Consider the following 21,568-nt stretch of genomic DNA (forward strand, 5'->3'; position numbering starts at 1 on the left):
GGAGGTGGCGAAATGGAAGAACGAGTACTTATCAGTTTACTCCTTGATTTCTATGGGCCATTGTTGACGGATAAGCAACGCATGTCCTTACAACTTCACCACGAAGATGATATGTCCCTTGGAGAAATTGCTGAGGAGCTTGGCGTATCTAGGCAAGCTGTACATGATAATTTACAGCGTGCACGTCATATTTTGAATGACTATGAATCTAAATTACACTTGGTGGCTCAATATGAGGCACGAGAGCAAGTGATAAATGAATTAAAAGATACGTTGCCAGCGGATGTGCTTTCACAATCGCGGGTACAACAATTATTGACGCAAATGGAGGGATAATATGGCATTCGATAGTTTGTCAGAAAAACTGCAAGACGCCTTTAAATCCTTAAAAGGTAAGGGCAAAATTACAGAAGAAGATGTCAATCTTGCGTTGCGTCAGGTACGAACAGCTCTCTTAGAAGCGGACGTAAACTTTATGGTGGCGAAAGATTTCGTTAAATCCATTAAAGAAAAGGCCCTTGGTGAAGAGGTGTTCGGATCCTTGAACCCAGCTCAAACGGTTATTAAAATCGTTAATGATGAGTTGACAGCTCTCCTAGGTGGTACGCAAAGCCGTATCATGATTTCCAGTAAGCCTCCAACAATTATTATGCTTGTTGGTTTACAAGGTGCTGGTAAAACGACTACAGCTGGTAAATTGGCTGTATACCTTCGCAAACAAGGTAAACATCCAATGCTTGTTGCAGCCGACGTATATCGTCCAGCAGCGATTAAGCAATTGCAAGTAGTAGGTAAGCAAATCGATATCCCTGTATTTGCTGATGAAACACCAGGAGCTAATCCAGTAGATATTGCGCGTCGTGCCGTAGAGCAAAGCACGCATATGTTGAAAGATGTTGTTATCATCGATACAGCAGGTCGTTTGGCTATAGACGAAGTTCTCATGGACGAGTTGTCCAACATTAAAGCTGCTGTTCGACCTCATGAAATTCTACTCGTTGTAGACTCTATGATTGGTCAGGACGCGGTGACGACAGCACAAACGTTTAATGAAAAATTAGGCGTTGACGGTGTTATCCTTACTAAACTCGATGGTGATGCGCGCGGTGGTGCTGCATTATCCATTAAGGCTGTAACCGGTTTGCCAATCAAGTTTACGGGCGTAAGCGAAAAAATGGATGGTTTCGATGTATTCTATCCAGACCGCATGGCTTCTCGTATCCTCGATTTAGGGGATTTCAAAACTCTTATTGAAAGTGTACAAGGCGCTATTGATGAAGAAGAAGCTCGTGAAATGGCGCAAAAAATGGCGAAAAACAATTTCACCTTAGATGATTTCTTGAAACAGATGAATCAGGTGAGAAAGTTAGGACCATTGCAAAATATTATTGGCATGTTACCAGGCATGGGTCAAATTAAGGATCAATTAAAAGATCTTGATTTGAATAGTAAAGAAGTACGTCGCATCGAGGCTATCATTAAATCCATGACGGCTGCAGAACGACAAGATCCAAATATTTTAAATGGTTCTCGTCGTAAGCGTATTGCGATGGGGTCAGGTACACAAGTACAAGACGTTAATCGCTTATTAAAACAATTCGAAGAAGCGCGGAAGATGATGAAGCGTTTACAAGGATTGCGTGGCGGTAAGGGTGGCTTCCCTGGAATGCCAAAATTACCGTTTATGTAATACATGGACAGGGGCGCTGAACCTGTCCAGCACATCATTATAAGGAGGTGAATCCCACATGTTAAAAATTCGTTTGACTCGTTTAGGTGCTAAAAAAGCTCCTTTCTACCGTATCGTAGTTGCTGACGCACGTGCTCCACGTGAAGGTCGTCCTGTTGACACAATTGGTCAATATGATGCTACTAAACAACCAGCTATCGTTAATGTAGACGAAGAAAAAGCTTTGGCTTGGTTAGCTAAAGGTGCTCAGCCTACTGACACTGTTCGCTCCTTGTTCAAAAAACAAGGCGTTATGCAAAAATTTGCAGACGCTAAAAAGTAATTAATAGAGAGGCATACTGTGATGATAGAATTAATTTCATTAATTGCGAAATCATTAGTGAAGCAGCCTGATGCCGTTTCTGTTACCATGGTCCAAAAGGGCAATGTTGAGGTCTATGAACTTCATGTAGCTCCAGAGGATATGGGTAAAGTCATCGGAAAGCAAGGTCGAATTGCAAAAGCAATTCGCTCTGTGGTGAAAGCGGCGGCTATTAAAGAGAACAAAAAGATATCTGTTGATATTGTCTAAAAGGGAGTGTTCCAATGGAAGAAATGACATTACGTGTCCCTGTAGCAGTAAAAGCAAAAGTAACAGAAGATTTGAAAGCGAAAATTGTATCCGATCTTGAAACTCGCCTTGATATGGTGAATAAAGATTTGGAAGCAATTGAGTTTCAAGCTCAACGTATTTTAGCTGATGCAGCTAAAGTTGATGCGACAAGTCTTACTGCAATTCGTCAACAAATCGACGAAGAGAAAAATAAACGCTTGGCTTTCAAAGAAGAAGTAACAGCTAAATTGAAAGACGCTCAAGAATTGACATTGGGGACTGAAATTCCTCAAGGTACATTAGAGCAAACAGTTACCGTTAAAATCGGGGATAATTTGGATGCCATGATGGGCGCTGAAATCCTATTAGAAGACGGTAAAATCGTTGCGTTTCGTCAATAATGAAGCCTAACGATTTCATCACTATAGGTGTTATCATCGCCCCGCACGGCGTGCGGGGTGATCTTCGTATTATGCCTAGAACCGATTTTCCAGAACGGTTCATGCATATGGATGCCTGTTACATCGATGGTAAAGAATACCACGTTGCATCCGCACGATTTCATAAACAATTCGTATTAGCTTCGTTTAAGGAAATTCCTGATCGTAATGCGGCTGAATTATTCTCTAAGAAAGAGATTCAAGTACGTCGTGAAGATTTGGTAGAATTACCAGAAGGCCGTTACTATATCTTTGATATGATTGGCCTTGAGGTGCAAGATACAAAGGGCAATGTACTTGGTACATTGACGGATGTATTACAACCGGGAGCTAATGATGTATATGTGGTTTCCAAAGAAGGGGAACCAGATCAATTGTTTGCAGCCATTGATGATGTTATCATTGACATCGATATGGACAAACGCATGATGATCGTTGATCCGCCTGAGTGGGTATAATCCATTTAGGCGGTTTTTTATATCTATTTATAGGTGTCTTATGATAGAATTAATTATAAGATAGCTATATATAGATTTATGATAATAATAAGTGTATTCGGGGGAGGCCTGTTGTGAAAATAGATATTATATCCTTGTTTCCAGAGTTTTTTGATGCCTTCTTTAGTCATTCCATCATAAAACGAGCCATAGAGGCGGGACGGCTAGATATGGCTGTGACGAATCCGCGCGATTTTAGTCATAATAAACATGGACAAGTGGATGATACACCGTATGGTGGTGGGGCAGGCATGCTCATGATGGCGCCTCCTATTTTTGAGGCCGTAGAATCTGTTGCCTCTAACTATGATAGTGCTATTAATGGTGCCTACGAAACGGATGAGATGTGTGATGAGATGAGCCTCATTGGTAATCCTAGTGAAAGTATACGTCGTCGCATTGTATTTATGGGTCCTACGGGTCAACCTTTCACACAGGAAAAGGCTAGAGAACTAGCAACTTATGATCAACTGATTCTCGTATGTGGCCATTATGAAGGTGTTGATTATCGTGTAGAGGAACATTTAGTAGATGAAACCATTTCCATTGGTGACTATGTGTTAACAGGTGGCGAGTTGCCAGCTATGGTTGTAGCCGATGCAGTGGCTCGAATGATTCCCGGTGTATTAGGCGCAGCTAGTGGGGCCCAAGAGGATTCCTTTTATGAGCCTTTATTAGAATGTCCTCAATATACAAAGCCCCCAGAATTCAGAGGATGGGTTGTTCCTGACATATTGCGTAGCGGTCATCATAAAAACATTGCCACATGGCGACAAAAGGAAGCCTTAAAGCGGACACGATTGTTGCGGCCCGATTTATTGGAACGACCATTAACAAAAGAGGAAATTAAACTTTTAAAAGAAATTGTTGAAGAAGAGTCTAGGCTATGAATTTTAAGTGTTATGATGTTGTAGAGATTCAGGGAAAGCGATACGTAGTTACTGAAGTTATCTCCTATCAAGAATTCATCATAGAAAAGACAGTGAATTATACTCTTAATGATGAAATGTATAATAATGAACTAGGTACTCATAAAGGGGCTAAGAATTGGACCGAATATGGTCTTATGCCAGTGGATGGTGGAGATAAAAAATGGCTCACCATTGTAAATGGGGAAAAAGACTATTGTACCTTTTCAGAGACTATTTTACGTTCAACGCCGCCTAAAGGATATAAACTGTACGATAAAGGCTTACAACGCGTCATGTCTGTTGAGGGTGAAAGTAAAGCTAGAAGCGGTGATAAGGCCGATTATAAAGAATATAGATCAATTAAAAAGGATAAAACCAATGTATTCTTTATTGAGGACTGGCATGGTGGTTTGACGGATCAGGCTCAAGGTGAGAGGATTCGTTTGTCGGATGTACATCGACGGCGAGATCAGGCTGCTCAAGCAGTGAGTAAAAAGATTCGTAATGCAGCTCGTAGAAAAGAATGGACACGATTGGGTCTGAGTTGGGGAATCATTTTATTCTTTTTGGGTTATTTATTCGTAGGAGATATGACTTGGCATGAATTGCGTGATGAAGTAGGATTCCCATATACCATGGAAGAGCGCATTAAAGATTCCTATTATTATGAACCGCAAGGCACAAAAGACGGTTTGATGGTATATACGTCAAAGCAAGATCCTAATGCAACGGCTATCGATCTTATCGATGCTGTGTATGGCAAGGTTTATAACATTAAACAAGACACTAAGTCTCCTGAGCAATGGATTGTCATTTATACGACTAAAGAGGTATCTGTTATTAGTGTGGTTAATGGCACTACGTATGTTGAAGTGGGGGAATTAAAAAACTTGTCAGATTCGGAGAATACACGCATAGCGACTATTAGAAATGACAGTGAAATATTGTTACGATATGCGTATATGGTGGAATTAAAGAATAAGCAGGGACGTAAGACGTTATCAAATATAATAAAAGATTGAGATAGTATTGATTTCAGTTACGAAATCAAACGAAGGAATATTATATGTATGAACCAAGTAAGAATACTGTTTACATAGCCATAGCTTTTACATCTATAGCAGCTCTTGTAGGTGTTTATTCCTATTGGGATGATATTAGTTATGCTCTATGTGATGTGGTCAAACCAGAATCGAATAATGGTGAAGTACGGCTCATAGATGATGAAGGTAAAAGCTATACCTTGATTAATCATGGTGATGGAAAAGAAACGGCACTTTATGATGATGCTGAGAAGTCTGTTACCTTTCATCGTGATGAGAAGGGTGATATTATATGGGATGCAGGCTTAGCTAGTTTGATTCCGACTTTGGCGGTAGGATACTATGCATTTCATGGTTTTTCAGCTCCAACGGCATATATGGATGCACCTAGTATGACCTATCGCGCTACATCACCTCTTACCCCTTTTGATGCAAGTACAGGCGCTAGTAAATCTAATAGTGCAAGAGTGGCTAGAACTATTAATGAAATGACTAGAAATCGTTACAATACTAAAACGAGTAATCGAGCACATAGAATTGGTGAAAAGTATGGCTTTGGTAGTGTAGGGGCTCGAACTTCGAGCGGTGCCTCTTAATGAAAGGATGAACAATGAAATCCTATATTGATGAGCTTGATAGAAACATATTTAATTTCGTGGAATATGAAGGGTATGATGATCGGTATCCTTCCTTGTCTATGCAGGCCTTTTCATCCGACTTTTACGATGAAATTCGTCATGCTTCACGTAGATTATTTCAAATATTTTGTAAAGCTGCAAAAGTATTTCAAATGGCACCAGATGACTTTGCTCGAAATATGGATATGCCAGATAATTTAATTCCTTATTTACATAAGTCGAATGCCTTAGGGTTACCGACGTGGTTATCACGCTTTGATTTTGTTCTCGATGTAAATGGCAATTTGCGGATGGTAGAACTTAATGCAGATACGCCATGTTTTCTTATTGAAAGCTATTATGCCAATGAAGTGGCAGCTAATTATGTAGGACGAAAACATCCTAATATAGAATGTCAAAAAGAATTACATACATTTTTAAAGCGCATGTATGACGCTGTTTTATCTGCTAAGTATGGTAGAAACCAATATGAATTTATGCGGGCAAATAGAGAGAGCCTCCCTAAGAATCCTTTTGTATTCTCCTGCTTTCATGATTATTTTGAAGACTACGGTACAACACAATTCCTTATGAAGGAATTAAAAACAGCGTGTCCTGAGGCAGATACGCGATTCATATCCTTTTATGATATGAAGATTGATGATGAGGGCATTCCTTTAGAAGATGGTAGTCATGCGACCCTATTGTATCGATTGCATCCCATGGAGCTTTTAATTGATGAACAAACACCAGATGGCGAACCTTTGGGTGAAATGTTCTTAGATTTGTATGAGGATGATACATTCGCTCTTTTTAATCCGCCAGAGTCAATTATTTTACAAAATAAATCCTTTATGTCCTTAGTGTATGCGTTGTATTTAACAGATCAATTTTTTACGAAACCGGATCGAGATATCATCGAGCGTTATTTGGCACCATCCTATTTTGAAAATGATTTTTCCGCTCTTGATGATGGCCTTTATATTCAAAAGGAGATTTGGGGCCGTGAAGGAAGGCATGTACAAGTTGTTCAAAAGCGTGGTGATTCATCTGAGCTTTACATGGAAAAGCTAGTTGATAACTATGACGATATCGTTTGTCGCGACAGTAAAAAGGTGATGTATCAAGACTTTATACAGCAGAAACGTTTTACTCATACAGTGGATTGTGGAGTGAAAGATGGATTTTTAACCTTATCCTGTTTTATGCTTGGTGATCAAGCCTCCGCGGTAGGATGCCGTTTTTCTCCGGAAGAGATAGCTGGTACAGAAGCATATTTTGTACCATTACTAATAGAGTAAGAGAAATACTATGTAATTTTTGACCATATAGAGTATGGTTAAACAAAGGATAATAGGTGTACTTCGCAGCAGTTGTGGTTATGTCTATTTTAGCGAGGGTGCGTATGGAGTTTAATTGTTATGATGTCTTAGAGGTTCATGGCAGCCGTTATGTAATCACTGAGAAAATTAAATATATAGAGATTATTCCAAAAGCAGATAAGGAACAATCCTATAGGGGCCAGCCGTCTATGACCAAATCACCAGGTGATTATTGGCATGAATATGGACTAGAGGCTGTTGAAGGAATCGATAAAATATGGTTAACCATTGAGTATAATGATAATGAATGGTGTACCGTATCTAGAACATCCTTTCATACAAGGCCGGGGAAAGATTTTACATTACATCAAATCGGTTTAGAAAAGGTTGTCGATGTGGATGGTGAAAGTGGTGCCTCCGTAGGGGACCGCGCAGGATATCGAGAATATCAGCTGCCTTGTGAAGGTGGTGCTAGTGTCTTCTTTGAAGAAGAGTGGTTTGAAGGTGAAAAAATGTTTGCCGAGGGATCACGAGTGCCATTAGTGAACATTCGCCTTTGTAATGATGCAGCCGCTCAAGCTATTAAGCAAAAGATGCGTAACAAATCAATGAAAAAGAGGTTCGGATCTATTGCTGTTGGCGTGGGGTATGGTGTACTATTTTTACTATTTCTGTTTTGGTCGGACAATGATTTGTCTTGGCATAGTATACGCGCTATGTTTGGAGTGCCTTATACGGTTAAAGAACATATGCATGACACATCTGCATATTATACAAAAACAGATTCGGATAGCGACTATGTATACACGTCTACACTAGATCCTGTTAGCACCGCATTAGACTTGATTGACTCTGTGAATGGTGATATTAAGAATGAGCGGGATAACTTAGAAGAAGGACATGAAGTTATTGTATTTTATTCTGGGGACTTGGTGTATCTCATCACTAATATGGATGGACAAACTAAGGTTAAGGTATGTGAACAATCAAAATTGACACAAGAGGATTGGAAAATTATTGATCGTACATTAATCAGCTCTCATATACTCGATAACTATGCGACCATGGTTCGCCTAGGGGATAATACGGGACGCGAACGCTTGTATCCTACCAGCAACTCTAACAACACATCCAATACAAAATTATATTATTAGGAGGCTTATTATGATTTATATACCAGATGTATTATTGACAATTTTTTATGCTTGCTTTGGCATTATATTGATGTTGACGGCGAATACGGTTATCGATTTCTTCGTGCCTGGAAAATTTAGTGAAGAAATTAAGCGTGGTAACTGTGCTGTAGCGTGGCTTTCAGCGGGATCATTTATCGGTATCGGTGAAATTTTGCGCGCTGTTATCATGTCACCAGCCGTGACTACAGCTGATACTTCCTTGTTACATGGCATTGTAGCCAGTGTTGTATATGCTGTGCTAGGTATTATACTATTTGTAACGGGCTATATGTTTATCAATATTTGGCATCGTAAATATAAATTATCCGAAGAAATTATGCGTGGTAATACAGCGGCTGGTATTCTTGTATTTGGCATTTTCGTTGGTCTTGCTCTTGTTATTAGCGGTGCTGTGCACTAAGGGAGCGTTTTATGTATAAGCCAAGTAAGAAAACCATATACCTTACAGGTGCTTTCGCCGCAGTTGCTGGTCTTGTAGGTGTGTATTCATACTGGAATGATATCTCCTATGCTGTGTGTGATAAGGTTTATCCAGAGGCAAATGAGGGGGAGGTTCGATTAAAGGATAGTCAAGGTAATCGGTATTCTCTTTTAAACCATGGCGATGGAAAAGAAACCGCCTTGTATGATGATAATCGTTCAGTTACCTTTCACCGTGATAATGGTGGAAACTTAGTGTGGGATGCTGGTTTGGCAAGTTTGTTACCAACTATTGCAGCTGGGTATTATATGTTTCATGGGTTTAATCCTCCTACGGCACGTATGGATGGACGAACTATGACATATCGCGCAGTATCGCCATTAAAACCGTATGAACAACCTAATGAATATACGTCATCCGGATCTACTATACATGGCTATGGAGGTGGAAGAAGCTTTCGTAGTTATGAGAATAGTAGAAGTAAGAAAGCATCATCTATAGGGCAAAAGTCTGGCTTTGGTAGTGCTGGTGCGAGGTCTAGTGCTTCGTAATGGATATGGTGGTACTATGTATTGATAAACGTTGTTTAAGATTTAGGAGATATAGTATTGGCGAATTTATATATTGGACTCGTTCATTATCCTATTATGAATAAACATAAAGAGGTAATAACGACGGCCATTACAAATTATGATATTCACGATATTGCGCGCGCATCTATTACCTATGATGTGTCTAAATATTTTGTGATTCATAATATCCCAGCTCAACGAGAGTTAGCGGCTACCATTATGGAACATTGGAAATCTGGTTTTGGTAGTACTTATAATCCAGATAGAAAAGATGCTTTCACAGGCGTTGAACTCGTTAATTCTATCGCTGTGGCAGTGCGTACTATCGAGGAATTAGAAGGGGTGAAACCCATCATAGCAACTACCGATGCTCGGACCTATGATAATACAATTTCCTATGCACGGATGCGTGAACATCTTGAAAATGAGGGCCGCCCTGTGTTAGTATTATTTGGTACCGGTTATGGTATGACAAAAGAAACGATGGAAAGCTTTGACTATATTTTAGAACCTATATATGGCCACGGTGAATACAATCATTTATCTGTGCGTAGTGCCGTTTCAATCATCTTGGATCGATTACGGGGCGAAGCATGGTGGAATAAATAGGAGGCGTCTATGTCAGGACATTCAAAATGGGCAAATATTAAACATAAAAAAGGTAAAACCGATGCATTGAAGGCTAAATTAGCTACGAAAATCGGTCGTGAAATTACCGTAGCAGCACGTATGGGTGGTGCGGATCCAACAGGTAATATGCGCTTGAAATTGGCTTTGCAAAAAGCTCGTGAAAACAATATTCCTAAGGATAATATTCAACGTGCTATCGATAAAGGCGTTGGCGCTACGGATATGAACGCATACGAAGAAATCGTATATGAAGGTTATGGTCCTGCCGGTGTAGCTGTTACTGTAGAGGTTATGACGGATAATCGTAATCGTGCGGCTGCCGATGTGCGCCATGCCTTCTCCAAACAAGGTGGTAATCTTGGTGAAAGCGGTTGTGTAGGCTGGATGTTTAAATCTAAAGGTGTATTCGTTATCGATAAAGAAGGTCACGATGAAGATGAATTGACATTGTTGGCTCTTGATGCGGGTGCAGAAGATCTTAAAGCGGAAGATGATGTATTTGAAATCTATACAACACCAGAAGATTTTGATGCAGTAGAACAAGCCTTGGCTGATGCGGGCATAGAAACTGAAGTGGCGAAGATTACCATGATTCCAGATACAACTATCGAATTATTTGGTGATGATGCTGTAAAAATGCAAAAAATGCTCGATGTTTTGGATGACCTTGATGACGTACAAAACGTATACCACAATGGTATTTTGCCAGACGACGAAGAAGAATAATAGAAACGGGGAGTGCTCTAGGAGCACTCCTCATTTTTTGTCTTCCTCTAGTTTCTCCTTGTAAAAAGGTAATAAAAATATCGTGATTTCATGAATTTCGATGTTCTAATATGCTATAATAAAATAGATTATGAGTGTTACGAGGTAAGCTTTGGCTTATCTCATTTTTAAACTGAGGGGGATGGAGTGCGGATTATAGGAATCGATCCAGGTACGGCAATTTGTGGCTATGGCATTATTGACGTGCAGGGAAGCAAGCTAACGCCAGTAGTCTATGGGGCTATTACGACCCCTAAGGAACTGACAGATGCTCAACGTTTAGAAATCTTATTTAATGATTTAAGCGATATTTTAGAGGAATATAAGCCGGATAAGTTTGGTGTAGAAGAACTTTTTTTTAATCGTAATGTAACGACGGCGATTAAGGTAGGTCAAGCGCGTGGGGTTATATTGCTGGCCGCAGAGCAACAGAGGATACCTATATATGAATATACGCCATTACAAATTAAACAGGCTGTTACCGGTTATGGTAAGGCCGATAAAAATCAGGTTATTTACATGACCATGAATATTTTGGGGATTCGTGAGAAAATTAAGCCCGATGATACGGCGGATGCATTAGCAGTCGCTATTTGTACGGCGCATAGTTCTCACCAAGATAGATTGATGAGGTTAATTAAATGATTGGGTATGTACGAGGCATTGTAACACATCTATTCAAGGAATCTTGTTATGTAGATGTACATGGTGTAGGGTACCGTGTGTATGTGCCAACCACTACACGACAACAATTAATAGAGGGGCAAGAGGCCACATTGTTTACCTATCTCAATGTTCGGGAAGATGCGATGCAACTATACGGATTCTGGACAGAGGATGAGTACGAACTTTTTATTCTGCTCATTTCTGTTTCTGGGATTGGGCCAAAGGTAGGCTTAGGCATATTGTCCGGCATGACGCCAGAGGCTTTCAAATTGGCTGTTATTAATGGTCAGGTACAACAGTTAACAAAATTACCGGGCATAGGGAAAAAGTCGGCAGAGCGTCTTGTCCTAGAATTAAAGGATAAGTTAGTGAAGATGACTCAGATTAGTGTTGAAACACCTGCAGCCATCCAACCAATTGGTGTTACACATAGCGGACCGAGCGGGGAGGCGATTGAGGCACTGGTATCATTAGGATATGCGCAAAAAGATGTGGAAGCACTAGTTGAATCCTTAAACGATGGTTCAAAAGATGTATCTGCATTGATAAAAGCTTGTTTAGTTGAACTTGGGAAAGGACGTTAGCCATGAACGAAGAAGTACGCCTCGTAGGCGGCGGTGATCGAGAAGAGGACGTGTGGCAATATAGTCTTCGACCTAAGTATTTTAATGAGTATATTGGCCAACGAGAGGCTAAGGATAATCTGAATATTTATATTCAAGCTACTAAACAGCGTGGTGAAGCCTTAGATCATGTTCTGTTATATGGTCCTCCGGGGCTAGGTAAGACCACATTAGCTGGCATTATTGCTAATGAGCTGGGTGTTAATTTTCGTATAACATCAGGTCCTGCTATAGAAAAGGCCGGAGATTTAGCTGCTATTTTGACGAATCTTGATGAACATGATGTTTTGTTTATCGATGAGATTCATCGACTTTCACGAAGTGTAGAAGAGGTATTGTACTCTGCTATGGAGGACTATGCCTTGGATATTATCATCGGCAAGGGACCAAGTGCGCGTTCCGTCCGCATTGATTTACCAAAGTTTACGTTGGTTGGTGCGACGACACGAGCTGGGGCATTGGCTGCGCCATTGCGTGATCGATTCGGTATCGTGAGTCGATTGGAATATTACAAACAAGAAGAGTTAGAATTTATCGTAACTCGTGCAGCGGATATTTTGAATATCGGCATTGAGCAAGCTGGTGCTAGTGAGATTGCTCGACGCTCGAGAGGAACACCGCGTATTGCGAATCGATTGTTAAAACGAGTTCGCGATTTTGCACAAGTTGTGGGGAATGGCGTTATTACTGCGGATATTGCAGATGAAGCGCTAAAACGTCTACATGTGGATAAGATGGGACTTGACCGCATTGATAGACGAGTGTTGAAGTGTATTATTGAAAATTATGATGGTGGCCCTGTGGGGATAGAAACAATAGCGGCTGCCGTCAGTGAAGAGAGAGATACCATCGAAGATGTGTATGAACCATATTTGATGCAATTGGGATTTTTAGGTAGAACACCGCGGGGGCGTGTGGCTACTAAATTGGCTTATGATCATCTAGGTATTTCGCAAACAGGGAAATAAAATGAAAAAGAAACAATTACCATTAATGATTATGACAACATTATTGTTAGGCATTCATAGTTTTGCAACTGTTGAGGCTGCACAGGTAGTAGGTAAATTGGGAACAAAACCTGTTGTAGCTAAATCATCAACAACGGTGTCGGGAAAAACTCCTGTAAAAGCTGTGCGTGGAACTATTGGAAAATCCACGTTTAAACCGCTCGTTACAAAACCGGTGCCAAAGGTTACTGCATCTACGACTATTAGACCTAAAGTTACAGCAACTACAACTGTTAAACCTAAGGTTACTGCACAATCAAGCGTAAAACCAAAGGGTACGACCGTAGCCAATGCAAAACCAAAGGTTGCTAATACTACTGCTGTAAAACCGAAGATTACAACTTCTACTACAACATCTCGTGCAACGGCCGCGGTGGTGACGAAGAATCAAGTAGAACAAGTAACAACGCGCGTTCGTGTAGAAAATACACCGGACGTTCGCGTTTTACTTGGATCTCGTCGTCAAGATGCCTCCGTATCGAGTGCAAATGGCGTAACTGTTCTTACTAGCAATAATGGTAAGGTTGGTAGTCATAAGGTTGTATCCGTAGGTGTACGGGGCAATAAGATTGCTGTTAATGGCAAAGCTCTTGATTCTGTTGTCACATTAAAACCTACGAGTGGTGATATTTTTACCTTTGAAGGCAAAGCGTATCGAGGGGCTCTTACATTGCGGGCCAATAATGGAGCTATGATGGTTATTAATGCAGTTCCATTGGAATCGTATTTATATGGTGTTGTTCCACAAGAGGCGATTCCATCTTGGCCAGCAGCGGCCTTAGAAGCGCAAGCTGTAGCGGCTCGTACGTATGCACTACATACGATGGAGCAAAATAAAAATCAGCTCTATGATATGAGCACGTCTACAGATCATCAAGTATATGGTGGTGTGAGCGGTGAAACACAAAGTACTACGGCTGCTGTTAATCATACTAAAGGCGTTGTTATGCTATATAATAATCGTCCTATTAATGCCTTGTTCCATTCTGATGGTGGTGGCTATACCGAGGACAGTGTCAATGTATGGGGCAATGATATTCCGTACTTGAAAGGTGTTAAAGATTTTTCAAATAGCAATTCTAGTGCGTCAAATTGGACAGTATCCACAAGCCGTAGCACTTTAGAGGGCAAGTTAAATGCTGCTAGTAAGGGAGTGGGTAAGTTGAAGAGTATTCAATTAACCCCATTGGGAAATCCTGGCAAGGCCACAGCCGATAGAGGCGTGTCTGGGCGTATTAAATCGGCGACCTTCGTAGGTACTGCTGGTAAGGTTACGGTAAGTGGTGATGATTTACGGGGCATGTTAGGTTTAAAGTCAACATTATTTGATTTTTATGTCAATCAAAATCCAGCAAGTTCAACTGGTAAAGCGTATCATACTTTCACAGGCAAGAATGATACAGTGTACATTAAAGGTCATGGGTGGGGCCATGGTCTTGGTATGTCACAATGGGGCGCCGCTGAAATGGCGAAACGAGCTGGTACGGGGGACACTAATTATTATCAAACAATTTTAAGACATTACTATAGTGGTATTACATTGAAAAAAATGTATTAAGGATAAGAATGAAAGTTACAGATTTTGATTATGATTTACCAGAGGAGCTTATTGCTCAACATCCTGTAGAGCCTCGCGATACATCGCGGTTGCTTACATTGGATAAAATAACTGGTGAGTATACACATAAAGCGCATTTTTACGATTTACTTGATGAATTACAAGCAGGAGATGTCCTCGTGTTTAATAATACGAAGGTTATCCCAGCTCGGTTATATGGTCAACGAGAGGGTTCCGGTGGCAAGGTGGAGGTTTTATTACTTACACCATGTGGAGAAAATCGCTGGGAGTGTCTCGTTAAACCTGGCAAGAAATGTCCGATTGGACAGGTTATTGTGTTTGATGAGCGGTTGAAAGCAACTGTATTAGATAAAACTGATTTTGGCGGTCGTATCGTGGAATTTACCTGCGATGGTGTATTTGATGATATTATTCAAGAAATTGGTGAAATGCCGTTACCACCATATATTCATGAAAAACTTGAGGATAAGGATCGCTATCAAACGGTGTATGCAAAGGAAAAAGGATCTGCTGCAGCTCCAACAGCGGGACTACACTTTACACCGGAACTATTAGAAAAAATTAAAGCTAAAGGTGTAGAGCTCGAGTTTGTTACCCTTCATGTTGGTTTAGGTACCTTTAGACCTGTATCCGTAGAAACTATTGAAGATCACGATATGCATAGCGAATTCTACAGCGTATCTGAAGATACAGCGCGTCGTATTAATGAAGCAAAATCTAAGGGTAAGCGTATTATTGCAGTAGGTACTACATCGATTCGCACCTTGGAATCAGCCTCTACTGATGATGGTATACTACATGCCACAAGTGGGTGGACAAAAATCTTTATCTATCCGGGCTATAAATTTAAGATGGTAGATGCATTGGTAACCAATTTCCATTTACCACAATCTACATTATTAATGCTCATTAGTGCACTAGCCGGTCGTGAACATTGTTTAGCGGCTTATAAAGCAGCTGTAAAAGAACGATATCGATTCTTTAGTTTTGGCGATGCTATGTTTATACGTTAGGAGATTCTATGCCGAGTATTACATATGAATTACAGAAAACATGTCCTCACACGGGTGCCCGTGCGGGTTTGTTACATACGCCACATGGCACGTATGAAACACCTATGTTTATGCCCGTCGGGACACAGGCGACAGTAAAAACGATGACGCCAGAAGAGCTAAAGGCCATTGGGTCACAAGTGATTTTAAGCAACACCTATCATTTGTTCTTGAGACCTGGTCCTGAACTCGTAGAGGAAGCTGGTGGCCTTCATAAATTTATGAACTGGGATCAAGCAATCCTTACGGATAGTGGTGGTTTCCAAGTATTTAGCTTAGGCGATATGCGTAAGATTACCGAAGAAGGGGTAACATTTAGATCTCATATCGATGGATCTAAACAATTTCTTTCCCCGGAGGTGGCCACAAAAGTACAGGAACAACTTGGATCTGATATTGCGATGGCCTTTGATGAATGCATTCCTTATCCTGCAGAACATGATTATGCGAAACGCTCTACAGCGCGTACTACGCGTTGGGCACATCGATGTCAAGAGGCTCGTCATGCTCATGATAGACAAGGTATGTTCGGTATTGTGCAAGGCGGTATGTATAAAGACTTGCGCAAACAAAGTGCAGCTGAATTAGTGGCGATGGACTTTGAAGGATACAGCATTGGTGGTTTATCTGTAGGGGAACCACATGATTTGATGAATGAAATTCTCGAATATACAACACCGTTGTTGCCAACCAATAAAGCTCGTTATTTGATGGGCGTTGGTACAGCTGACTGTTTGGTAGAAGGGGTGGCTCGCGGAATTGATATGTTTGACTGCGTATATCCTACACGAGTTGCGCGAAATGGGATGGCCATGACTTGGCATGGGCGTCTTAATATTCGAAATGCTCAATATGCGCATGACTGGGGCCCTCTTGAAGAAGGTTGTCAATGTTATACATGTAAAAACTATTCTCGTGCTTATTTACGCCACTTATATAAGGCGGAAGAAATTTTAGCATTGAGACTTGTTACATACCATAATTTATATTTCTTATTAGAGTTTATGCGCCAGATGCGTAAAGCTATTTTAGAGGATCGATTCCCTCAATTTAGAATGCAATTTTGGGATAACTTTAATAAATAATATAAAAAAACTAGTCAAATTCATTTTGAATAGATATACTTATAAAGATAAGATGAATTTTAGTGAGGAGGATTACCCATGGGTGATATCGAACAAATTTTACAAACTAGCTGGCCAATCCTTTTGATGGTCGTAATTTTTTATTTCTTGTTGTGGCGTCCACAAAAGAAACAACAAAAAGAACGTACTAATTTGTTGAGCAGCTTGAAAAAAGGCCAAAAAATTGTAACTATTGGTGGTATCTATGGCGAAATTATCGAACTTGATGATGAAAAAGTTAAGGTACAAGTAGCGGAAAAAGTAGAAATGACATTTGCTCGTACTGCTATCGCATCCGTAGTTTCTAAAAAAAATAAGGAAACTAAGTAATGATAACAAAAGAAGCAGTGCGCCAGGCGTGCAAGTCCCAGCGCGCTGCTTTATCTATTGCAGATTGTGAATCTTGGGCACCTAAGTTGTGTCACGAGATTGTTCAATTACCTCAGTATGAACAGGCACAATCGATTATGGCTTATTTAGCGATGCCTAAAGAAGCCAATTTGGATGATGTTATAGAACATGCTTTACAGGCAGGTAAACGCGTTTATGTACCTGTTTGTACTGATAAGACTACGATGATTGCTGTACGACTTCATAATCTTCACGATGTAGTGCATGGCGTCCTAAATATCCGTGTCCCAAAGGAACCCTATGAAATCATTGATCCTAAGGATATTGATTTTGTGCTAGTGCCTGGTGCCGGATTTGATCGGCTTGGTGGTCGTATGGGAATGGGAAATGGTTATTATGACCGTTTTCTTAAGGGGCTTTCACCATCGAACTATATTGGTGTCGCATGGGAAGCGCAAATTATGAAAAACCCGATTCCGATGGAACGCTATGATCAACGTATGCCCGCTATCGTTACAGAACAGGGTGTAATTCATGTTATTTAGAAGGGAGCAACGATTTTGAAAGGCAAGGCTATAGTTAAATTCTTAGTCGTTATTGCTGCAATTATTGGTTGTTTTGCGTATTTTATTGGACCCCTAGCCGGTTCATTAAAGCAAGGCCTTGATTTACAAGGTGGTACGCATATTGTGCTAGAAGCAGAGGATACTGAGCATGGTACAGCTGATAATGATGCGGTAGAACGAGCAAAACAAATTCTTGAACGACGCATTAATGAAATGGGTCTGTCCGAACCTATTGTGCAACGGGAAGGGTCAAAACGTATTATCATTGAATTACCAGGTGTTAAAGATCCTGATGAAGCAATGAAACGTATCGGTAAAACAGCGGTCCTTGAATTTAAAAATGAAAAAGGCGAAACTGTTATGACCGGTGATGACCTAAAAGATGCAAAAGAGGAAATGGGTCAAAATAAACAACCTTTAGTTGCTATCGAGCTTAGTGATGAAGGGGCAAAGAAATTTGCTGATTTAACATCTAAAAATATCGGTCGTCATATTTCCATTACTCTCGATGGTGAAGTATTAACCAACCCTGTAGTACAACAAGCTATTACTGGTGGTAAGGCTACTATTTCTGGTAGTAAGTCCTTAGATGAAGCAAAAGATTTAGCAATTTTATTGCGTTCTGGTGCATTACCTGTAAAAATTAATGTCCTTGAAGTTCGTACTGTAGGTCCTTCTTTGGGTCAAGATTCAAAGGATAAATCCGTAGTAGCATTTGGCGCTGGTATTGCCATGATCATGGTATTCTTACTTTTGCTCTATCGTTTATCCGGCTTTGTTGCCAATGTAGCATTGCTTGTATATGTTATGTTATTACTTCTCGTGTTAGGTAAAGGTTTTAATGCAACTATGACCTTGCCGGGCATTGCGGGTATTATCTTGTCTATGGGTGTTGCGGTAGATGCGAACATCCTGATTTTCGAACGTTTTAAGGAAGAGGTTTTCTCTGGTAAATCCATGCGTGTTGCTATGGAGGCTGGTTTTAAACGGGCTCTTTCTACAATCACTGATGCGAACGTATCCGTTATCATCACAGCTGGTATCTTGACGGTCTTAGGCTCTGGTCCGGTAAGGGGTTTTGCTATCAGCTTGGGCGTAGGTGTTGTTGTAAGTATGTTTACAGCGATTACTGTCAGCCATTTCTTGCTTCGCCTATTAATTGATTGTAACTTTACTAATCATCCATTCTGGTTTGGTGCTAATATCTCACCAAGTAAAAGTTCTGATGATTTTGCACCAAAATCTTTGAAAGGAGGTAAGCGCAAATGAGTTTCAACGTAATTAGACATCATCGTTGGTGGTTTGTGATTTCCTCCATTCTAGTAATCATTAGTTTAATTTCTATTTTTACAAAAGGCTTTAACTTTGGTATTGACTATACTGGTGGTACCATTGTAGAGGTTCAATTCACTAAACCTGTAGAGGTTAGCCAAGTTCGTGATGTATTGAAAACATTCGACCTTGAAAATGCACAAATTCAATTGTCTGGTGATACTGCAGAAACAGCAGGCGAAGATGTTATGATTCGAACTCGTAACTTGGAGCCAAGTGAAAGTGCAGCTGTAGTAGAAAAATTGAATAGCGATATCGGTGAAAACACAGTAAAACGTATTGAAACCGTTGGTGCTGTTATCGGCTCTGAAGTAACGCAACATGCGTTATTGAATCTTGTTATTGCCTTTGCTGTATTGGCGCTCTATATTTCTTATCGTTTTGAATATAGAATAGCCGTATCTGCATTGACTGCTATTTTCCATGATTTGATTATGGTATTAGGTGTATTCTCATTCTTCCAATTAGAAATCGATGCATCTTTCTTGGCGGCCATCTTAACCGTTGTAGGTTATTCCATGAACGAATCTGTAGTTATCTTTGACCGCGTTCGTGAGAATGCTCATACTCATAAACGTACTGATACATTTGAAGATTTGGCGAATGCTTCTATTGCACAAAGTATTCATCGTAGTATCTATACATTAGCTACTGTAATGTTTGCCTGCGTATCTCTTTTTGTATTTGGTGGGGATACAACAAAAAACTTCGCTCTATGTATGATTATTGGTTTCGCCAGTGGTGCATACTCCTCTATCTGTGTCGCTACATCTTTATGGGTACTCTGGAAAAATAGAAATAAGAACGACATTCGCAATCAATAATTTGATTGTTATGGTGAAAGCTATAAACCCTAATCGCATTTTATTGCGATTGGGGTTTTTCTTATGAGTGAGATCATTGTGATTCAAAGAGAAATAACATACAATAAATACTATATAAGGTTTTAAGTAGAAAGAGTGATATAGTGAGTTCACAACGTTTATGGAGTCCTGCTTTTATCAATTATGGTGTAAGTAGTGGCATTTTTTATATGACCCAATATGTCTTAGTGGCGGCATTGCCCATAATTTTAACAGCTGAATTAGGTGGTACCGCTTTAGATGCGGGATTGGCTATGACATATTTCCAAATCGGGACCATCTTATGTCGTCCTTTTGCAGGACGTTTAATTGATGGGTTGGACAAACGCATAATTTTATTGATTTCATCTGTTTTGTTCTTCATTATTATGGGGTTGTTTAATTTAACCACATCGTTACAAACGATTTTTGTGCTACGGGGCATACATGGCGCTATATTTGCATTAGGTACTACCGTTATGGCAGCACTGGCCGTAGTTGTTTTGCCTGCTTCACGCAAAGGTGAAGGCATCAATATGTTTGCTGTATTCTCAAATATTGCTATGGTATTAGGGCCTGCTGTTGGTTTATATACATTACAAGCCTATGGAAGTTCAGCGCTATATATTTTTCTGACTATAATGACTGCGCTAGCTTTTATTTTGAGTAATGTCATTCGATTGCCAAAAGAGTTAGCTAAACCGAAACAAAAATCTTCTAAGGGATGGAGTATATCTCAGTTTATAGAGAAACGAAGTCTTCCTTGGGCATTAATGGGATTGTTTATAGGTTTTACATATTCTGGTGTTCTAGTATTTATTCCTATTGAATTGAATAGTATGGGAGCAGGTGTATGGGGGAGTGTGTTCTTTGCTTTGTTTGCGCTCATGATAATTATTAGCCGACCATTAGTAGGCAAAGTATATGCTAGATATGGATCACGGTTCGTCATCTATCCTGGTGTAGGCCTATTTATCGTAGGCCTCGCTATTCTTGGAGTGGTATCGACTCCGGTTGGGATTATTTGTACTGCGCCATTACTTGGGCTAGGCTATGGAGCTGCTCAACCTGCATTTCAAGCGTTAGCAGTTCAATCAGCACCAATAGAACGTGCAGGCGTTTCTACAGCAACATACTTTTTAGCACTTGATATAGCCGTCGGGGCTGGATCGGTTATCTTAGCCTTAATTGCAAATGCATTAGGCTATCAATCTTTATATCAAATTACATCACTCATAATGATCATAGCACTAGCTTTATATCATTTCGTAATTCGTAAACACTCATATATAGCGGAATAAGCATTATAAAAAGCACGTATTTCTTATAGTATGTATGATAGTAAACTATCAAAATACTAGGTAAATACGTGTTTTTTATATGAAATAGTAATGATATAGTAACAAGCTACGTAAGGCAAAATATTGATTATAAATGAGTTAATAATGAAGTTGTAAAAAGTGATGAAAAAGCGGTTGACGTTTTCTTTGTTTGTGATATACTAATACAAGTCGTTAGGACACAGCGTAAATCGGATGACAGCACATCATTAAAACATGTGAATTTAATTCAAAAAGTTTTAAAAAAGTGCTTGACGAAATACTCTGAACTTGGTATTATAATCAAGTCGCTAGCGCACGACAGTGACTAGCAAACAGATCTTTGAAAACTGAACAATGATAGGTAATCAATCATATGATTGAACATATGCCAGAGTGCGGGTTTTGACA

The 21,568-nt window shown here is 40.0% G+C and carries 26 protein-coding genes; all 26 read left to right on the top strand.

What is annotated here, in order from left to right; translation table 11 throughout:
- The first annotated feature begins 12 nt into the window (after positions 1-12).
- The 26 genes from ylxM to HMPREF1477_RS09440 all read left to right on the top strand — a co-directional run bounded on the left by ylxM (position 13) and on the right by HMPREF1477_RS09440 (position 21,139).
- Complete coding sequence (gene ylxM / locus HMPREF1477_RS09315) at positions 13-336, top strand: YlxM family DNA-binding protein (RefSeq protein WP_005382996.1); 324 nt, start codon at positions 13-15, stop codon at positions 334-336.
- 1 nt (position 337) lies between these two features.
- Positions 338-1,690: a signal recognition particle protein gene (ffh, locus tag HMPREF1477_RS09320; protein ID WP_005381771.1), complete on the top strand. Its 1,353-nt coding sequence runs from the start codon at positions 338-340 to the stop codon at positions 1,688-1,690.
- A 58-nt stretch (positions 1,691-1,748) separates the two neighbouring features.
- Complete coding sequence (gene rpsP, locus HMPREF1477_RS09325) at positions 1,749-2,012, top strand: 30S ribosomal protein S16 (protein ID WP_004695565.1); 264 nt, start codon at positions 1,749-1,751, stop codon at positions 2,010-2,012.
- A gap of 21 nt (positions 2,013-2,033) precedes the next feature.
- Positions 2,034-2,261: a KH domain-containing protein gene (locus HMPREF1477_RS09330; protein WP_004695567.1), complete on the top strand. Its 228-nt coding sequence runs from the start codon at positions 2,034-2,036 to the stop codon at positions 2,259-2,261.
- 14 nt (positions 2,262-2,275) lie between these two features.
- A complete protein-coding gene (locus tag HMPREF1477_RS09335; protein ID WP_005377933.1) occupies positions 2,276-2,683 on the top strand; it encodes a YlqD family protein in 408 nt (135 codons plus the stop codon).
- Positions 2,683-3,180: a ribosome maturation factor RimM gene (gene rimM / locus HMPREF1477_RS09340; RefSeq protein ID WP_005382994.1), complete on the top strand. Its 498-nt coding sequence runs from the start codon at positions 2,683-2,685 to the stop codon at positions 3,178-3,180. The genes HMPREF1477_RS09335 and rimM overlap by 1 nt, the downstream gene beginning before the upstream one ends.
- A 113-nt stretch (positions 3,181-3,293) precedes the next feature.
- Entirely contained in the window at positions 3,294-4,109 is an 816-nt protein-coding gene (gene trmD / locus HMPREF1477_RS09345) for a tRNA (guanosine(37)-N1)-methyltransferase TrmD (RefSeq protein ID WP_016476634.1), read from the top strand.
- Complete coding sequence (locus tag HMPREF1477_RS09350; protein WP_016476635.1) at positions 4,106-5,152, top strand: DUF4178 domain-containing protein; 1,047 nt, start codon at positions 4,106-4,108, stop codon at positions 5,150-5,152. The genes trmD and HMPREF1477_RS09350 overlap by 4 nt, the downstream gene beginning before the upstream one ends.
- A gap of 44 nt (positions 5,153-5,196) precedes the next feature.
- Positions 5,197-5,769 carry a hypothetical protein gene (locus HMPREF1477_RS09355; protein ID WP_005382988.1) on the top strand — a complete coding sequence of 191 codons (573 nt, stop codon included), beginning with the start codon at positions 5,197-5,199 and terminating at the stop codon, positions 5,767-5,769.
- Positions 5,770-5,783: 14 nt separating this feature from the next.
- Complete coding sequence (locus HMPREF1477_RS09360; RefSeq protein ID WP_016476636.1) at positions 5,784-7,091, top strand: glutathionylspermidine synthase family protein; 1,308 nt, start codon at positions 5,784-5,786, stop codon at positions 7,089-7,091.
- 104 nt (positions 7,092-7,195) lie between these two features.
- Positions 7,196-8,266 carry a hypothetical protein gene (locus HMPREF1477_RS09365; protein ID WP_038148163.1) on the top strand — a complete coding sequence of 357 codons (1,071 nt, stop codon included), beginning with the start codon at positions 7,196-7,198 and terminating at the stop codon, positions 8,264-8,266.
- A gap of 10 nt (positions 8,267-8,276) precedes the next feature.
- On the top strand, positions 8,277-8,708 hold the full coding sequence (locus HMPREF1477_RS09370; RefSeq protein WP_005377920.1) for a DUF350 domain-containing protein: 432 nt from the start codon (positions 8,277-8,279) through the stop codon (positions 8,706-8,708).
- Between the two features lie 11 nt (positions 8,709-8,719).
- Entirely contained in the window at positions 8,720-9,280 is a 561-nt protein-coding gene (locus HMPREF1477_RS09375; protein WP_016476638.1) for a hypothetical protein, read from the top strand.
- Positions 9,281-9,337: 57 nt separating this feature from the next.
- Positions 9,338-9,910, top strand: a complete 573-nt coding sequence (locus HMPREF1477_RS09380; protein WP_009661492.1) for an RNA methyltransferase — start codon at positions 9,338-9,340, stop codon at positions 9,908-9,910.
- A 9-nt stretch (positions 9,911-9,919) separates the two neighbouring features.
- On the top strand, positions 9,920-10,657 hold the full coding sequence (locus HMPREF1477_RS09385; RefSeq protein ID WP_016476639.1) for a YebC/PmpR family DNA-binding transcriptional regulator: 738 nt from the start codon (positions 9,920-9,922) through the stop codon (positions 10,655-10,657).
- A gap of 186 nt (positions 10,658-10,843) precedes the next feature.
- Positions 10,844-11,341 carry a crossover junction endodeoxyribonuclease RuvC gene (gene ruvC / locus HMPREF1477_RS09390; RefSeq protein ID WP_016476640.1) on the top strand — a complete coding sequence of 166 codons (498 nt, stop codon included), beginning with the start codon at positions 10,844-10,846 and terminating at the stop codon, positions 11,339-11,341.
- The gene (ruvA, locus tag HMPREF1477_RS09395; RefSeq protein ID WP_005381803.1) at positions 11,338-11,946 is read left to right on the top strand and encodes a Holliday junction branch migration protein RuvA; all 609 of its coding nucleotides are present in this window, start codon (positions 11,338-11,340) and stop codon (positions 11,944-11,946) included. The genes ruvC and ruvA overlap by 4 nt, the downstream gene beginning before the upstream one ends.
- 2 nt (positions 11,947-11,948) lie before the next feature.
- Positions 11,949-12,953, top strand: coding sequence for a Holliday junction branch migration DNA helicase RuvB (gene ruvB, locus HMPREF1477_RS09400; RefSeq protein ID WP_005378326.1), 1,005 nt, complete (start codon positions 11,949-11,951; stop codon positions 12,951-12,953).
- A 1-nt stretch (position 12,954) separates the two neighbouring features.
- Entirely contained in the window at positions 12,955-14,550 is a 1,596-nt protein-coding gene (locus HMPREF1477_RS09405; RefSeq protein ID WP_016476641.1) for a SpoIID/LytB domain-containing protein, read from the top strand.
- Between the two features lie 8 nt (positions 14,551-14,558).
- Positions 14,559-15,584, top strand: a complete 1,026-nt coding sequence (gene queA, locus HMPREF1477_RS09410; protein ID WP_005381777.1) for a tRNA preQ1(34) S-adenosylmethionine ribosyltransferase-isomerase QueA — start codon at positions 14,559-14,561, stop codon at positions 15,582-15,584.
- A gap of 8 nt (positions 15,585-15,592) precedes the next feature.
- Entirely contained in the window at positions 15,593-16,708 is a 1,116-nt protein-coding gene (tgt, locus tag HMPREF1477_RS09415) for a tRNA guanosine(34) transglycosylase Tgt (RefSeq protein ID WP_005378320.1), read from the top strand.
- A 78-nt stretch (positions 16,709-16,786) separates the two neighbouring features.
- Complete coding sequence (gene yajC, locus HMPREF1477_RS09420; protein ID WP_005378318.1) at positions 16,787-17,077, top strand: preprotein translocase subunit YajC; 291 nt, start codon at positions 16,787-16,789, stop codon at positions 17,075-17,077.
- On the top strand, positions 17,077-17,643 hold the full coding sequence (locus HMPREF1477_RS09425) for a 5-formyltetrahydrofolate cyclo-ligase (RefSeq protein WP_005382975.1): 567 nt from the start codon (positions 17,077-17,079) through the stop codon (positions 17,641-17,643). Before yajC ends, HMPREF1477_RS09425 begins: the two co-directional genes overlap by 1 nt.
- A 15-nt stretch (positions 17,644-17,658) precedes the next feature.
- Positions 17,659-18,933: a protein translocase subunit SecD gene (secD, locus tag HMPREF1477_RS09430; protein WP_016476642.1), complete on the top strand. Its 1,275-nt coding sequence runs from the start codon at positions 17,659-17,661 to the stop codon at positions 18,931-18,933.
- Positions 18,930-19,820, top strand: coding sequence for a protein translocase subunit SecF (secF, locus tag HMPREF1477_RS09435; protein WP_005378319.1), 891 nt, complete (start codon positions 18,930-18,932; stop codon positions 19,818-19,820). Before secD ends, secF begins: the two co-directional genes overlap by 4 nt.
- Positions 19,821-19,963: 143 nt before the next feature.
- A complete protein-coding gene (locus HMPREF1477_RS09440) occupies positions 19,964-21,139 on the top strand; it encodes an MFS transporter (protein ID WP_016476643.1) in 1,176 nt (391 codons plus the stop codon).
- Positions 21,140-21,568: the final 429 nt, after the last annotated feature.

Source organism: Veillonella sp. HPA0037 (assembly GCF_000411535.1).
Lineage (GTDB): Bacteria > Bacillota > Negativicutes > Veillonellales > Veillonellaceae > Veillonella > Veillonella atypica.